At 52.3% G+C, this 16,365-nt stretch carries 8 protein-coding genes and 1 tRNA gene; 4 read left to right on the top strand and 5 right to left on the bottom strand.

The annotated features are described in order from the left end of the window. The first annotated feature begins 328 nt into the window (after nt 1-328). Both ACW9KT_RS03700 and ACW9KT_RS03695 read left to right on the top strand, forming a co-directional pair. Nucleotides 329-898, top strand: a complete 570-nt coding sequence (locus tag ACW9KT_RS03700) for an AraC family transcriptional regulator (RefSeq protein ID WP_457078040.1) — start codon at nt 329-331, stop codon at nt 896-898. Between the two features lie 202 nt (nt 899-1,100). Beyond that, complete coding sequence (locus tag ACW9KT_RS03695) at nt 1,101-3,410, top strand: B12-binding domain-containing radical SAM protein (protein WP_457078039.1); 2,310 nt, start codon at nt 1,101-1,103, stop codon at nt 3,408-3,410. Between the two features lie 31 nt (nt 3,411-3,441). Here ACW9KT_RS03695 and ACW9KT_RS03690 read toward each other — a convergent pair whose 3' ends face one another. Further along, nucleotides 3,442-4,827, bottom strand: coding sequence for an alpha/beta hydrolase family protein (locus ACW9KT_RS03690; RefSeq protein ID WP_457078038.1), 1,386 nt, complete (start codon nt 4,825-4,827; stop codon nt 3,442-3,444). A 193-nt stretch (nt 4,828-5,020) separates the two neighbouring features. Next, complete coding sequence (locus ACW9KT_RS03685; RefSeq protein ID WP_457078037.1) at nt 5,021-5,557, bottom strand: N-acetyltransferase family protein; 537 nt, start codon at nt 5,555-5,557, stop codon at nt 5,021-5,023. Nucleotides 5,558-6,013: 456 nt separating this feature from the next. Between ACW9KT_RS03685 and ACW9KT_RS03680 the strand changes: the two genes are divergently transcribed. Both ACW9KT_RS03680 and ACW9KT_RS03675 read left to right on the top strand, forming a co-directional pair. Then, a tRNA-Gly gene (locus tag ACW9KT_RS03680) sits at nt 6,014-6,086 on the top strand. A gap of 443 nt (nt 6,087-6,529) precedes the next feature. Next, nucleotides 6,530-7,678 carry a GDSL-type esterase/lipase family protein gene (locus tag ACW9KT_RS03675; RefSeq protein ID WP_457078036.1) on the top strand — a complete coding sequence of 383 codons (1,149 nt, stop codon included), beginning with the start codon at nt 6,530-6,532 and terminating at the stop codon, nt 7,676-7,678. A 208-nt stretch (nt 7,679-7,886) separates the two neighbouring features. On the opposite strand, the gene ACW9KT_RS03670 is transcribed toward ACW9KT_RS03675, so the two are convergent. From ACW9KT_RS03670 to ACW9KT_RS03660, 3 genes are all read right to left on the bottom strand, one after another. After that, nucleotides 7,887-9,083: a DUF6544 family protein gene (locus ACW9KT_RS03670; protein ID WP_457078035.1), complete on the bottom strand. Its 1,197-nt coding sequence runs from the start codon at nt 9,081-9,083 to the stop codon at nt 7,887-7,889. 539 nt (nt 9,084-9,622) lie between these two features. Beyond that, the gene (locus tag ACW9KT_RS03665; protein WP_457078034.1) at nt 9,623-12,820 is read right to left on the bottom strand and encodes a T9SS-dependent M36 family metallopeptidase; all 3,198 of its coding nucleotides are present in this window, start codon (nt 12,818-12,820) and stop codon (nt 9,623-9,625) included. Nucleotides 12,821-13,140: 320 nt separating this feature from the next. Beyond that, entirely contained in the window at nt 13,141-16,359 is a 3,219-nt protein-coding gene (locus tag ACW9KT_RS03660; RefSeq protein ID WP_457078033.1) for a T9SS-dependent M36 family metallopeptidase, read from the bottom strand. Nucleotides 16,360-16,365: the final 6 nt, after the last annotated feature.

Here is a 16,365-nt window from a genome sequence, read left to right as displayed (position 1 = left end):
CTTATCGGCCGCTGTTGCGCCGTATAAGCGTATTAATGGGTGTAAGCTTGGCCCTAGCGATACTGCTAGTTGTCTATGTTTTTGGCTTACATAATGAGTTGTTTACGCGTGTGTTCGGAGCCTTCTTTTTATTTTTCTGGCTCTTGTTTGTTACCTTTCTAGGAGTTGTCCCTTTTGTCAATTGGGCAACGGCTAATTGGTTCGGTCCAGCTTGGGCCTCCGATCAGTCAAAACCCGCCCCCCGCAGCCGTCCAGCTGCAACTGCCTCAACTTCTCGGAAGCCGACTCGTTCGGCCCCGCGTCCAAACCAAAACCTAAACCCTCGCCCTTGAAAACTACACTGCTCCACATCAAAAACATGGTTTGCCCACGTTGCATTGACGCCGTGCGGCACCTGCTCGAACAGGCTGGGTATCAACCAACCGAGGTAAAGCTAGGCCACGCCCAGTTGAATCATTCGACCCCCGTTGACCCCGCCACTGTGGCCCCCATTCTACGCGAAGCTGGCTTCGACGTACTCACTGGCCGGGCCGAGCAACTCACCGAGCAAATCAAAGGCTCGCTAATTGAGTATTTGGAGCACCTCCGAACCGCCCGAATGCCGCTTACTACGTCGGCTTTCCTCACGGACCGGTTTTCAGCCACCTACTCGCATCTCAGCAAAGTCTTTTCGCGCACCGCTAATCTCACCATTGAGAAGTATCTGATTCGCCTCAAAATTGAGCGCGTAAAAGAGATGCTTAGCTACAGCGAAATGACCCTCAGCGAAATAGCTGATCAGATGCGGTATAGCAGTGGCCAGCACCTAAGCAACCAGTTTCGGCAGGTCACGGGCCGGTCGGTGAGCGAGTTCCGCCGCGACCTAATGCCTAAGCGCCTTTCCCTCGACGAGCTATAGGCCGCTAGGGGGCAAATTTCGCCTTTCGTCTTTTCTGCCGTTAGTGCTACAGCCTTGTTGTCGGGGCAGAGGCGAGTACCGTGTTTTCGATACTACGGTGCTCGCCTTTGTTGCCCTCGCAAAACAGCTGTAAGCTGACGGAACGGATTGATGCGCCCTTACGGTTCGGTACCTTTATGCCCTTATCCGTAGTCCTGCCGCTGTGACCAGTCCCCGCATTCTTCTCCTTACGCCGCCGCTTACGCAGCTTAATACGCCCTACCCAGCCACTGCTTACATAAAAGGCTTTTTGGGTGGACGCGGTTACGCTAGCACGCAGGCCGACTTAGGGTTGGAGTTGGTGCTGAAGCTGTTTTCGCCGGCCGGGCTGCGACGTGTTTTCGCCGCCATCGAAGCCGGCAGCTTTACGCTTTCCGACAATGCCCGTCGCATGCTGCGCCTTCAAGGCAGCTATGTTGCTACCATTGCGCCCGTTATTCGATTTTTGCAGAACAAGGACACGACGCTCGCCTCGCGAATCTGTCACGGCCGCTTTTTGCCCGAAGCTTCTCGCTTCGACAACGTAGCTGACCTTGAAGCAGCTTTCGGCACCATGGGCCTCACCGATCAGGCCCGTCATTTGGCTACGCTTTACCTTGAAGATCTAGCTGACCTGATTAAGGAGACAGTAGGACCACAGTTCGGCTTTTCGCGCTACGCTGAAAAGTTGGCGATGTCGGCCACTAGCTTTGAGCCGCTGTACGAAGCCCTCCAAGCGCCGCCAAACCTACTGGACGAGCTGTTACTAGAGCTACTTGATGATCTGTTAGACCGCACCGAGCCCGACGTAATAGGCTTCACGGTACCCTTCCCGGGTAATTTATACGGTGCCCTGCGCTTAGCTAAGCGTATAAAGGAGCGTCGCCCCAAAACCAAGACGCTGATGGGTGGGGGCTACCCCAATACCGAACTGCGGCAAATAAAAGAGCCTCGCTTTTTCGATTACATCGATTACTTAACCCTCGACGACGGGGAAGGCCCGTGGCTACGCCTGTTGGAGCACATTCAACTGGAAAAGGCAGAACACTACGCCCAGCAGCAGAGCGAAGTGGCCGGTGCGCTGAGTCAATCAGCCTTCGGTTCTGTAGCATTGCAGGAAAGCGTCCAGGATACGTTGTCTATGCTGGTTACAAACAAAACGCTACTACAACGCACCTTTCTGCGCAATGAAGCTGGTGAAGTAGAGTATCTCAATAATCCGGAGGCACCGAATATTTCGCACCCGGAAGTCGGCACGCCCGACTATAGTGACCTGCCGCTGAGCGAGTATTTATCGGTAATTGAGGTGCTAAATCCCATGCACCGCCTCTGGAGCGACGGTCGCTGGAACAAGCTTACCGTGGCTCATGGCTGCTACTGGAAGCGCTGCTCCTTCTGCGATGTCACGCTCGACTATATCTCCCGCTACGAAACGGCCCCCGCGGCCCTCTTGGCCGACCGCATCGAACAAATTGTGCAGCAAACCGGCCAAACGGGCTTTCACTTCGTGGATGAGGCTGCTCCGCCTCTAGCCCTACGCGACTTGGCCTTTGAGCTGCTAAAGCGGCGCACCAATATCACGTGGTGGGGTAATATTCGGTTTGAGAAAACCTTTACACCTGACCTTTGTCGTTTGTTAGCCGCCTCGGGCTGCATTGCTGTATCCGGTGGCTTGGAAGTAGCCTCTGATCGGCTGCTGGCGTTGATGGAGAAAGGAGTGACTATTGCTCAAGTAGCTCGCGTGACGGATGGCTTTACCCAAGCCGGCATTATGGTGCACGCCTACCTGATGTACGGCTTCCCAACTCAAACTGCCCAGGAAACAATTGATTCGCTCGAGGTGGTGCGGCAGCTATTTGCCGCGGGCGTGGTTCAGTCGGGGTATTGGCACCGCTTCTCCATGACGGCGCACAGCCCAGTGGGTAAGAACCCCGCTAAATACCAGGTTGTGCCCATAGGGCCTGAGCCCGGCAATTTTGCCTGGAACGACCTCTGGCACGACGACCCCACCGGCACCGACCACGAGCAATTTGGACCCGGCTTAGCTAAAGCTTTGTACAATTATCTCCACGGCGTAAACCTAACGGAGCCACTTTCCTTTTGGTTTGACTTCCGGGTACCCAAACCAACCGTACCGCGCCACCTTATTCAACAGGCCGTACAGGAAGCGCCAAAGCCTGACTTTGCCAAACAGAACCTGCGGCTTTTCTGGCTTGGTAATGCGCCCGAGCTGCGCGTCGAGGCGGGTAAAAAAGCCCCCCTAACGGTACTCACGTTTTATGAACAAGCTGAAGATTTCGAGATCAAAACCACTCCCATCATTGGCCAGTGGCTGCACGACCTCTGCGCCCAGCTCACCACCGACTATGACACGAAAGTGCTGCTGAAGGACGTAGCCCGCAGCTTTCCTGCAGCGGCGGGGGTATCATTCGAAGCCTTTTTGAATTCGGCGGCGTGGCGACTACTACGAGAAAAAGGAATGCTCCTATTTTAAGCTGCTACCACACGCCCTTGTAGCTGCTAACCTATAGGCGCTCGCGTAGCCAGCCAATAAGATCGTTTACATAGCCCGGAGCGGGACGGGGCCACTGCCACTTGCCGCTGTCAGCACTCATGGGCAACAGCAGATGCTCGTCGGCGCCAGCGTACACTCGCACCGCCGACCCACCCCGGCTGCCAGCGCTACCGCGCAGGCGCGCAGCGCTGGCCTGGACGTTCAGCGTAGTATCGGCTCCCCCGTACAGCAATAGCACGGGCACGCGCACCTGAGCCCACGTGCGGTGCGGGTCGAAGGACATCTCCCGCCAGCGAGGCTGGTTAAGCTCAGCGCGGGTGGGTACTCTAGTTGGCAAACCAGTAAGCTTAGCCCAGGGCTGGGGGGCAATTTTTCGCAGGTTACGGTGCAGCCGGTTCGTGTCGCCCTGTCCTTCGCGCTGCACATACTCTTCCAATTGCCCATGAGTTAGCGCAACCAACCGCTGATCGGCGAGGCTGGCGCCTTGCTTTCGTAACGCCTGCGTAGTTTGCCCGGCTGCACGGGCCGCGGGCGAAGTACCTGGCGCTCCAACGGCTATCACAAAGCGTATCGCGCTGTCTTTTTTATCGTCTTGGATGGCCGCCATTGCCAACGCGATAGCCCCATTGTTGCTACCTAACAATCCAACACGAGATGAGTCGACGTCCGCTGTCTTGCCCAATGCTCGCGCCGCCGCCAGCACATCTGTGGCTAGCGAATCAGGGTTGGTCGGCGCAGCGGAGGTAGCAGGCCGTCCGGCTGTAAACAGCACGACAAAACCTTGGCGCACCAGTACATCGGTCAAGAGCTGGACCGACAGCGCCGTTTGCTGAGGGGCATTTTGAAGCACAACCACGGCCGGATGCGCTTGCAAAGTATCGTCGGGCACGAGTAGCGTACCCGCCAGCGTATTGCCCCCACTGTTATACTTAAGTAGCTGCTGGCGATACGGCAATGGCTCCGCCTCACCTCTACGAACCAACAAAACATCTGCATTTGCGCTGTCGACAGCAAACTTTCCTTTCAGAAAATCTCCCTCACGAGTGAGGTCAACAGTAAAGCTGCTGGATGCGCCGGTAGCCCAGCGCACCGTCAGGCGTGGGTGCTGATACGTAATCTGCTGCGTGGGCAGACTCATATTTTGCCGGTCGGCCAATCGTATTTCGCCCTGCAATTGTCCTGGCTGCACTTCCCGCAAATCTAGACTAGCACGTAGCTCGGTACCTTGGTAAGTCAGGGGCCCTTCAAAATGCCCAGTGGGCGGCGGCAACGTACTTTCCTGACTATCTGCAGAACAGCCACTGAGCAGATAAGCCAGAACAAGCGGTAGGCACCACGAGAGCCGAGTAGCCAATAAAGAACCAAGGAAGAAGTAGGCGCGCCGGTCTTTTCGCACAGCATGTGGGTTGGTGAGCAATAGGGCAAAGTAACGCAGTTGGCACCGAAGACGGTATATGTGCGGGTGCAAGCTGCTATCAAGTGCCTACTTGCCAGCTATGATTGTTGCTTATAAGCAACTTGCCCATTGCTACTTATCGGAAGACTTAAGCTACATACTAGTCGCCAACTCAGCTATAGGAGACAGGTGCTTAAAGTCCTTTCCGCAGAATGAGGTCGTTCTGAACGTCTTCACCGAGTTGAAACTCATGACGACCTATTTCTCTGAATCCGAAGCGCTTGTAGAACTCGACAGCCCGCCGGTTGTGCTCCCACACGCCCAAAACAACTGTTCGGCAGCCTTGCTTGCGGGCTTCTTCTATTGTTCGCCGCATCAGCGTGGCCCCGAGACCAGTACCCAACCAATCTTCGCGCACATAAAGCCGCTCAATTTCCAGGCGTCCAGTAGCAGGTTTGTTGTCTTCCAGCCCCAGAGTAGAGTCGACTGATAATTTAGCATACCCAACCAATTCCTGCTGCATGTGCGCCAACAGGAAAGTGGTCTGCGGATTTTGCAGTTCAACAAACTGCTTCTCCGGGTTGAAATTCTCGTCTAGATAAGCCGCCATATCTTCGGGCCGGTTATCGGCAGCGAAGGTGGCCTGAAAAGTTTGCCGCCCCAGTTCAGCGAGTTGGGACGCCACCGTGGCAGTGCGTTTAGCTACTGAGATACGAAGTGGAGAGGACATAAAGCCAGAAAGAATGACAGCACAAAGCTACGCTGTCAGCAAACAACCTAGGTCTGCTTAAGAAATAGAATGGTCGCCGGGCTCATCGGACGCTTTTCCATCACGCCGCATTCGCCAGCCAAAACGAATCATAAGAATGGCAACTACTATCGCTATGACGCTCATTGTAAACCGGAACGTGTCAACAGTCCCACTCTGCCAAGCAGCGTAGTGCCCAGGCAGACGTATGAATTGTAGCACCAACAGCGTAACTCCTGCTATCAGGTACAAATAACTACGAGAGCGGCTAGCAGGTAGATCAGCCATAGAACACAATTTAAAGTAAACGAATCAGGCACTAGTCGGCACGAGCAGTTCAGGCACTCAGCACGACCCTATTACAACGGTGCTTTCTTTCGATACGCACCCTAGTTGCAAATTGATTTATGTAACGTATTTTTGTTTACCACATATATCGCGAGAGTAGCTCAGTTGGTAGAGCATCAGCTTCCCAAGCTGAGGGTCGCGAGTTCGAACCTCGTTTCTCGCTCATTATAAACCCGCCAGTTAGCTTGATAGCTAGCTGGCGATTTTGCTTATATGCATAGTCAATGTGCGGTTGTTATCATCAACTTGTTGGAGCCTGCTCGGTTCTGAAAGTGTCATAATTTATTCAACTATAGCCTCGGATAACTTGATTAATTAGTAATGGCAAGAACCAATGCTCTCTAGCAGTGGTTAAGTTCGGTTATTGCAGCTTCATAAGGCAATATTGTATTATTAGCCGAGGAGATCTAACTAGATGATTCATTCGTATGGCTATTTAAATTTACCTAATAGGGCCAAAGCAAGAATAAGTTGATACATAGTCATTACACTCTTATTAAAATTCTTCCACCAAAACGATCAGCAAATCGTCTTTTGCAGGTTGTTTTACTGAGCATTTTGGGACTATGGCCGACAATTGTCCAAGCGCAGACCAAAATTAAGATTATGCCAGTGGGTGATTCTATTACTCATGGTGACACCATTTTGGATAGCTATCGCCGGCCGCTTTGGAAGAAACTGCTAGCTAGTATAGCTCTAGCTGAGATGGATAGTGTGGATTTTGTAGGTGGGCAAGAAAGTAATTACGATGGCCCCCCGCCAAACCCAGACTTTGATAAGCAACACCATGGTCATGGTGGGTGGAATACCACCATGCTTCTTCCTGAAGTCAGACAATGGTCCATCGATCACCAGCCAGACATTATACTGCTACATGCCGGCACCAACGACCTAGTAGACAGAAAGAGCATAGAAAGTACGCGCGACAACTTGGGCAAAATCATTGATGAGGTGCGGAAAGCAAACCCAGCAATGAAAGTGTTACTGGCGCAGCTTATCCCCAGCAACATCTCCCGCGAAGTCAATGATGATATCACGGCGCTGAATGCCTTACTACCCGCCTTAGCTAATCAGAAAAGCACTACCGAGTCGCCCGTTGTTGTGGTTGACCAAAACACCGGTTTCAGTCTTGAAGAAGGAGTAGACCTGTATGATGCACTTCACCCCAACGCGCGCGGGGAGGAAAAGATGGCTGAGCGCTGGTATGAGGCTTTACGCTTGAAAAGCATATTAGGCAAACCGCTGCCCGTGAGCTTAGTAGAGTTTAGTGCTCAAGCTGTGCCTGCGGGTGTGCGGGTGCAATGGACTACGGCCAGCGAACAGAACAACGCGGGCTTCACCTTGGAGCGGAGTCTATCAGGAACCGAGTTTGAAGCCGTTGGAAGAGTAGCTGGCCAAGGCACCACCCTTCGTCGCCACAGCTATTCATTTCTCGATGTTGCACCGCCGCAGCCCATAGTGTACTACCGTTTGCGGCAAACAGATACAGATGGCGCCAATACTTTTTCCCAAATAGTAGTGGTTAGTAACACAGGACCGGCAGCGCTAGAGGTAAGCCCGGTGCCCGCAGAAAATGTGCTAAAGGTGAGCGGCGTATCGCTCAATACGGAGGTTACAATCTGGAATATGCGCGGGCAACTTGTGTATCGGCAGCCAGCGCAAAGCTCCCAGGTGGTAATTGATGTATCACGATTGGCTAGCGGCGTATATCAGCTACGGGCTGGCACACAACGCACACGGTTCATGAAGCAATAGTGAGTTTTAAAATGTCAATGAGGTGGAGCCTGTAGTATCATGCTTCAATGTAATTGCCGGTTTGCTTGGCTCACGTAGCGCATAAAGTATACTTCTCAGAATTATAAGCCCAGATTAAGGCCCTGCCTACTTTGCCCCCCAGGAGTGCTGCTGGGGGCTTTATGTCTGCTGCCATTAAGCATTAACTCGAAAAGCTATATTCACAATCTTAGGAGGCGGTAAGGTTGAGCGAGAATGGATGTAAAAGAGCTGTTGAGGCTGATGCAGAAGTCTTATGCGAATGTTGGTTTACGTGCGGAAAGCCAACAGATGAGTACTGCAGCTTAGTCACAGTTATGTTTATCGGCTCAAAATCACCTTCGGGTAAGCGCCATACAATTTTTACTTCCTTCGGCAATCTTAGGTGCTGAAACTCGCCATATTCTATTACCTGCACCGACCAGTTGCTTAGCTCAAATGACCCATCTACTTCCCGATAGCGCCGGGCAGTTACTTCCGTCAGCTTGCCTTGCGCATCAATGTGTAGAGTGATGGTCACTCGTTGGGCAGCTTCTGAGTAAGTTACATTGAAAGCCTGCTCATTTACTGGTTCTATGGTGATATTATCCTGCAGATACGCCATTGGAAACCAGACGGCCTCAGCAATAAATCGTTGTAAAGCACCCTGATCCATTTCGGGGCCACGAACGTGGCTTACGGTCAGAAGGGCACCGGGCCGTACTTGCATGCTACCGTGCCCTGCTCTGTAACGGTCGCAAACCTGAAGAAAAGGCACCCCTGCTTTGTACATAGTGGCAAGCCAAATTAAGCTGGCTGGGCGCACCGTAAAATATTGCTCGGCCTTCATGGCCATCCAGGGCTGATCAGGCTTCGTGCGGACGCGGCCAGTTTGATGCACAGTCACTGTTTGCACGATAGGGTGCCCTATTATGCCCGCATATGTAAAGTAGCGGCGGGCCGGATCGGGCAGGCGGTTTATCTGCTTAGCCGTTACTAATTGTGGCACACTCGCGACCCGACTACTAGCGGCCAACGCCTGCGCCTCGGCCCGAACTCGGCTCGTACTCAGGGAAAGTGCTGCAGCTACCAGGACAGCCAGTCCAATAGCAATGTTTGGAATGGTGCCCGCCCAGGCTTCGCGCCACTGTGTGATAATGAACGCCTGCGACACGAGTATGCCCACCGCGGCTACAGCCCACCACCAGGGCTTTCTGGCCCAAACACCCAGGGCGGCGGTGCCCAGCAGAAGCGCAGCAACTGCCCAGCCTGCAGGTAGTTGCAACCACTTCTTCAGCGCAGAGTTGGCGCTAATAGCTGTTACAGATTGAGTGAACTGAGGGCTTACACCCAGTAAATGAATTAGACCGTGCACAGCCAACACGGCACTTCCAATCAGGCGTAGCATCGCATTAAAGAATAAAGTAAGACAGAAAGCGTATTGCTGACCATTTTACAACTGATGCCAGCACTGCTAAATAGCAACTGCGCAAGGCCAAATGCCACGAGCAAGATCACTTGATCTGATGATGCCCATCACCTAAGCTGACAGCGAGCGGCTTCTTGCATGTAGCAAAACCGCTCATGTACCTGTGCAATAGCTACGATCTATACCACAGGAGCGCAAGCCGATATGCTACAATGTTCTAGCGCTGCAGCGACTAAGTAGCAGTCTATTGATAATATTGCCTTAGTACCTGAGCAAACTGCTGCGCGGGGTGGCGCTCACGTGTCGTGTTCTTCAGCAGCTTAAGTTTATCTACGCTCAGAAAAAAGCCCCTCAGCTGTGGAGCTGGGGGGCTTTTTTCTAATTCAACTCTTCCCTGCTCATGCGCAAGATCCTTCATTCGTGGATAATTAGCTGACTTACAGTGACATTATAGGCAAAAAAAGGAAGGCCGCGAACTAGTCGCGGCCTTCCTGGTAAGCTCCTGTATTCCTACCGCGTTAATCCTGCAGCACGACGCGAGTGAACTTGCTTTGCTTGCCCGAAGTCAAGCGAACCATGTACACGCCCGTAGCCAGGCGGCCTTTGCTGAACTCATGGGCGATGCGCTGCCCCGCTTCGCCCTTACCTTGGGCTACGACGGCTACTACGGCACCTTGCATGTTCATTACCTCCAAGCGGTAAGCACCACTCTCGGCCAATGTGAAGGCCAGCGTCGTGTTCGCGTTGGTGGGGTTAGGCGCAGCGGTTAAGTCGTTAGTTGACAAGGCATCGCTAGCTACTGCACTAGCTACTGCGGCCTTTGCTTGCACACCGCAGGTACCTAGCGAGCCGCCATTGCGCAGGTGATTGATTACGTCAGCAGCGCTGATGCATATCTCATTGCCTTGCTTCTGGCATACCTGTACTTTGTCGTTCTTCTTGCCGCAACGAACGTCAATTACTGTGATAGTAATTGAAGCAGTCTTGGTGCACAGATCCGTGTTGACAGCCTTCACCGTGAAGGTGTAGGTACCGGCAGCAGTAGGCGTAAACACAGGGTTAGCAATGGTGGCATCGCTTAAGCCATCAGCTGGAGTCCAAGTGTACTTGTTGGTTGGATCACCATCAGCCTGCAACATTACCGTTTGAGGACCATAGCCTAAGTAAACTACATTAGCTGCGCTGCCCGTGAATACATTGGAAGTAGCCACTGCAGTAACTGTCAGCGGAGTGGTGCACAGATACGTTGGAGGCAAGTCGAATGCCTGTACTTGGTCAAAGCGGCTGGTACGCAAGCCTTGGCTAGCGCTGAAGCCCAGACCACGCTTAGCGAAAGCCTTCCAGATCAATTCCTGATGAGCGCCACCGTAGTTGATTCTATCGGCTAACAGAATGCCATTGCGACCATCTACAAATCCGGGGCTGCAATCCTGTAGCTTCAAGCCGTCAATTACTAACTGCATAGCCATGTTGTTGCCGCCTTTGCCGTTGTACAAGTCTTTATCAAAGCCGTACTTAGCTATCAGGTCCCAGGTCATATCCCAGAGCATAGTCGACCAAACAAAGCCAACACCATGGGGCGCTGTGATAGCAGTCAGGTTGGTAGTAGCGTACGTGGCGTTATTAACGGCAAAATCGGTGCTGTAAGGAGCAGGCCGGATGCCCAGGCCAGTCGTTGGCTCACCCTTAACGTAGGTACCGATACCCCTAACTTTACCAGGCGTATCGCCTTCCTTCATCGTCATCATCAGGCCGAACCAGTCGCTCCAGCCTTCGCCCATTTGCTCTGCATTCTGAAGGCAGTTGGTACGCAGACGACCACCAGCCAAACGGGTAGAGATACCATGACCATATTCGTGGGCGATGATACCATTGTCAAAGTCACCGTCCAGTTCAATACCCGTGCTCTCATCTTTCAAGCGCAGGCGTACTTCTACGCCAGCATTCAGCTTTTCCCGAATAGCCGCTCCCGTCACATTCGAAATCATTACTGAAGGGATAGTAATTGGTGCTGGCATTGCACCCGCAGGCATGATAACTGGGTTACCAGCCACGTTGTTAATAACGACGACAGCGATGGCTCCGGCAGCTTGGGCATTATACACTTTCAAGCTGAAGTCGCAGTTGCCGCGGTACACCACAGCAATATTTCCTTGAATCTGAGCTGCGTTGGTCGGGATGCCACAGCCTTCTACTGGATTAGTAGAAGTGCCACCGATACCATTAACAAGTACAAGCTTACCGGTAACTGGAGTATCCTTCAGCCGTGGACCAAATGATGCTTGGGCAGCAAGGTAGCTTTTGGCTAGATCAGCTGGAGCTGTAACCTGGAACATATCCCGGTCTGGGATGGGGCTCCACAGGTACATCTGCATGCGGGGGCGCTGACCATCTGGAGTAGTAGCGAAGTTGGCGTTGTTGCGCGTAGTCACGCCAGCAGGAGGGTTGGGAATATTCCTCGCGTCCTGGGCTTCAGCCATCACATGGTCTAAGTCGCCATCAGCAGGACCTCTTCCAAAGCTGCTCGTTTGGAAGTTGCCGCTTTGCTCATCAAAGCCGTACCGATACCAGATATCGTGCGTCAGGTTGTTCCAGTAGAACAGGTTCGTGATGGCTGCATCTCTATTTACTACAGGCTGCTTGGTGAAGTCAAGAGGAAAGTCAAAGTTTAGGGAAGAACCACCTTCTGGGCTGTAGCCATATGTATCTTGCGCTAAACCAATGTAGCCCGTGTTGTCTGGATCCTCATAGGCAAATACGTTGTTGCCTCTGGTTGTTGTATAGTTGGTAGTGCCAGTAGAATGCCACCCGCTAGGAGATGCGATTTTGTCGGCAACGGAGCCAGATACAATTGAACGGGGGCCCTCACTTGGGCTCTCCAAAGGCATAGCAAACACATTGTAGCTACCAACACCAGCAGCCGCAGTGTTTGCTACGTTTGCTTTCACATCGGCCGCTATGTAAGGCGACATGGCCGTATGGCCGTGGCTATCATGCAATGCAGTGCCTGCTGGGCCATTGTTGTCAAATTCGCAATGCAAAACCAGGTTGTGCTTATCCAGCACGTTGCCGTTGGCAGCATCAATGCGCAGGTTCCACCAATTCTGGCCATCTAGCTCATAGATCGCTACTTCCCAAGCCAGCATCAAGCTACCATCTTCCATAGGCTGATACACCAGCTTGGCCGGAATGGGCTCCAAGGAAATACCGCCGGTGCTGAAGAGGGTTTCTTTATCTACATCACCACTTTGTTCCTTTACTGAAAGAGGCTCTCTCAAGGATAGGTTCAGGTACTTCGCAGCAGCGGCTACAGCCGCCTCGGCGTTTAAGTTAACCTGCTTAGACTTTACTTTTTCGCCAACATGCTTGTGCAGGCGGTCACCCATTGAAATAACGTTGTCGTTACCATCTAAAGTGACTGTGGTGATAGCCCCGTACACCTCAATACCTTCGTACTGCTGCTGTACATATAAGTGCTTAACGCCACTTTTCTTCGAATCGGTCTCGCTGCTTAGGGTCAAGTCAGCAATATCCTTGTCTTCGAGCCCAAGCTTCTGCTTGTTCTTTTTGATGTGATTAACGGCAGACTGGGGGGCAGCTTTTTTGCCAGCTTTTCCTTTCCCCTGACTGTTTCCCTGGCTGAAGGAAGTGTAGCTTCCTGATAGCATCATAGCCAGCAGAACTGGCTTAGCTAAAAATGGTAAGAGTTTCCTCATTTTTTATGGTTTTGGATAGATTATGAATTAGGCTCTGAAAGTAAGATTATTTATATAGGCTTTTGAATAAATTATTTCATTTGCCAAAATTATGTACATTCTAAAAATAGAATAATACAAACATCGCTTCTCAAAACTAGCTTTAACCTACTTTTAATGCTGTAACGTTCTAAAACCCGGCAATTATCCACTTATGGCCCTGTAGAGCTCATATTTTACCCTGATTGAATGTATTTAAGACTAAACAGTAATAATCGCACATAAAAAAGCCCCCCAGTATTTGTGCTGGGGGGCTTTTTGCTAACTACTTGCTTGCAGCTCTAATCCTGCAAGACGACGCGGGTAAACTTGTTCTGCTTACCAGAAGATAGGCGCGCCATGTACACACCAGCGGCTAAGCGGCCTTTGACAAACTTGAAGGAATAGTTTTCTCCAGCTTCGCCGGATCCCTCAGCAACCACGCTGACAACCTTGCCTTGCATATTTAGCACCTCTAAGCGGTAGCTGCCGCTCTGCGTGAGGGTAAAGTCAAGCCAGGTTTGGTCGTTAGCTGGGTTAGGCGATGCCGTCAGACCTAGCGGTTCTGGGGCTTCTACTTCCTCGCCCGCCACTAAGCCGGCAGCGGCCGAGTTCTGACACTCACCCAGCGTATCCCCATGCTTTAAATGATCAGCTACGGCATTCGTACTGACGCAGGTTGGACGGCCGTTGTGGCACACCAGCACTTTGCCGGGGATACGGAAGAAGCTGATGCCACAGCGAACATCAACGACCACAACACGGATAGTAGTAGTGCGGGTACAGCCCTGAGCATTAGTGCTGGTTACAGTGAGGTCGTAAGTGCCAGGATTGGTAGGCGTGAACACGGGATTCGCAGTCGAGAGGCCGCTTAGGCCGGGAACGAAGGCCCAGCTATACGTGAACGTAGGATCACCGCTGGCTTGTAACCTGATACTCTGCGGACCATACCCCAAATAAATAGTGTTGCGACCGGGCTCAACCGCAGTACCGCCGATATGCGTAACCGTAATGGTAGGAGCCGCGCAGGCGAATAGGGGAGGCATATCAAAGGCTTCCACTTGGTCAAACCTGCTCCGGGAAGATCCTTGGGAAGCGCTAAACCCGAGGCCGCGCTTGGCAAATGCCCGCCAGATCAGTTCCTGGTTGGCACCGGCGTAGAGTGCTTTGTCAGCTAGAAGAATAGCGTCACGACCATCCACAAAGCCGGGTTGACAAACCTGTAGCTTCATTCCCTCAATTACCAGCTGCATGGCGATGTTGTTGCCGCCTTTGCCTTTATACAGGTCAGCGTCGTAGCCATACTGCTTTATCAGATCCCAGGTCATGTCCCAAAGCATTGTCGACCAAACAAAACCAATACCGTGCGGAGCAGCAACGGCCGTGTTGTTGGTTGCAGCATAAGTGAAGTTATTGACACTAAAGCTGGTGCTATAAGGAGCCGGACGAAAACCAGGACCAGTAGCTGCTGGATGCCCCTGGAGATACGCACCAATAAAGCGTGGTTTTTCAGGCGTATCGTCGGGCTTGATGGTCATCATTAGACCTATCCAGTCGCTCCAACCCTCACCCATCTGCTCTGTTGCAACCGTAACATTATTGGTGACAACATTAGGTTGCAGACAGCTGACATTAGCAGGACCACCGGTCAGGCGATTCGAGATACCATGGCCATATTCATGAGCAATAACACCGTTATCGAAATCACCGTCAAACTCAGGACCGGCGCCATCGTTTTTGAGAGCTACTGTTACTTCAGTCTGGGCATCCAGCAGGCTGCGAATACGGGCCCCGTCGGCCTGGCTGATCATGACTGCCGGGATAACAATGGCGGGCTGTGGGTTTGTAGGTGTGCCGCCCATGACAATTGGGGCACCGGGCGCATTGTTAATTACAACTACGGCAATAGCACCCGCAATCTGCGCATTCTGCACTTTATCGGCAAAGCCACAAGTACCACGATATACGACGGCGATATTACCCCTAATGACAGCAGCGTTGGTGAATGCGCCACAGCCTTCCTCACTCCGGCCTGTCGGCGTCGTGACAGGGGCCTGGGCCAGCACGAGCTTGCCGGTTACGGGCGTAGATGTCAGGGGCCGGCTGAACGCTGCTTCTACAGCCGGATACGCACCAGCCAGCGTGGATGGAGACGTAACCCGGAACATGTTCTGGTCAGGAATACCAACTCCTAAATACATCTGCATCCGGGGCAGTTGGCCATCTACTGGTGTACCAAAGTTGGCGTTGTTGCGCTGTGGCCCTTGAGCCGAGGTGATGCGGGCATCCTGGGCTTCGGCTCGCACAAAGTCGTTGCCAAGCCCGCCTCTGCTAAAGTTATCAAACTGAAAGTTGCCACTAACTTCATCGAAGCCATACTGATACCACACATCGTGGATCACGTTGTTCCAATAAAACAAGTTGGTGATAGCCGCGTCCTTATAGGTCTCGGGCTGCTTGGTGAAGTCAATCGGAAAGTCAAATATCAAATTTGGGCCACCATCGGGGCTATAGTTCGGAACGGCAAAGTTGTTATTAGGATTAGGGAAAGGGTTCAAGCCATTAGGATCCTCGTAGGCATACACGTTGTTGCCACGAGTGGTGGTCATGTTGCCCAGAGGCGTATAGTGCCACCCTCTTGGCGAAGCTACCTTGTCAGCCGCGTCCGTGCTAACCAACACGCGGGGCCCGTCGTTTGGGCTTTCCGTAGTTAGCGGGTACACATTGTAGTAGTTGGATGTCAGATCGGCCATCGTCGTCGCGAAGTTGAACGGCTGAGGCTCCACCGCTTTGGGGGCAATATATGTGTCGCTTAGGGATGCTCCGTGGGCGCCGTCGTTATCGAACTCACAGTGTGCTATCAGATTATCCTTCTCTAAGAACTCGCCCGTAGCTGCATCTACGCGAACAATCCACCAGTTCTGACCATCCAGCTCATCGATTGTAACTTCCCATGCCAAGCGCAGGCTGCCATCAGCCATGGGCTGATACACCAGTTTGGCTGGAATCGGCTCCAACGAAATACCACCATTAGACAGCAGAACCTCCTGATTCTTGTTGTTGGTTTTCTTCTGCACTACCAAGGGCTGCCGCACCGCAATATTCAGGTGCTTGGCGGCGGCAGCTACGGCCGCCTCGGCGTTGAGAGAAGCCTTGCTTGATTTGACCTTCTTGCTCGCATCTTCTACAAACTTGCTGCCTAGGCTTACCAACTTATCGTCGCTGGTCATGTTAACGGTGCTTATGGCATTATGAATTTCAATGCCTTGGTGCATCTGCTGCAAGTAGAAGTGCTTTACGCCGCTCTTCCTAGATAGGGTCTGGCTGCTGAGCTTTACGTCGGCAATGTCCTCATCGGTGAGTTGAAGAGTATTCTTACTGTTTTTCAGGTGCTGTAATGCTGCCTGCGGAACGCCCTTGACCACCGAAAGGTCATTATTTTGGCTAAAGGCGCTGTGGCCTCCAAATAGTAGGGCACCAATCAACAGTGGCCTTGCTAAGAATGGGTAGATTCTATTCATAATGCA

The sequence above is a fragment of the Hymenobacter sp. HD11105 genome (assembly GCF_054051685.1).
This window is presented reverse-complemented; position numbering and strand designations above follow the sequence as displayed.

What these genes read in the sequence shown, in the direction of transcription:
- ACW9KT_RS03685 (WP_457078037.1), bottom strand. Translation starts at nt 5,557, where the DNA reads ATGTCCTCTCCACTTCGTATCTCAGTAGCTAAACGCACTGCCACGGTG.
- ACW9KT_RS03675 (WP_457078036.1), top strand. Translation starts at nt 6,530, where the DNA reads ATGCCAGTGGGTGATTCTATTACTCATGGTGACACCATTTTGGATAGC.
- ACW9KT_RS03670 (WP_457078035.1), bottom strand. Translation starts at nt 9,083, where the DNA reads ATGCTACGCCTGATTGGAAGTGCCGTGTTGGCTGTGCACGGTCTAATT.
- ACW9KT_RS03665 (WP_457078034.1), bottom strand. Translation starts at nt 12,820, where the DNA reads ATGAGGAAACTCTTACCATTTTTAGCTAAGCCAGTTCTGCTGGCTATG.
- ACW9KT_RS03660 (WP_457078033.1), bottom strand. Translation starts at nt 16,359, where the DNA reads ATGAATAGAATCTACCCATTCTTAGCAAGGCCACTGTTGATTGGTGCC.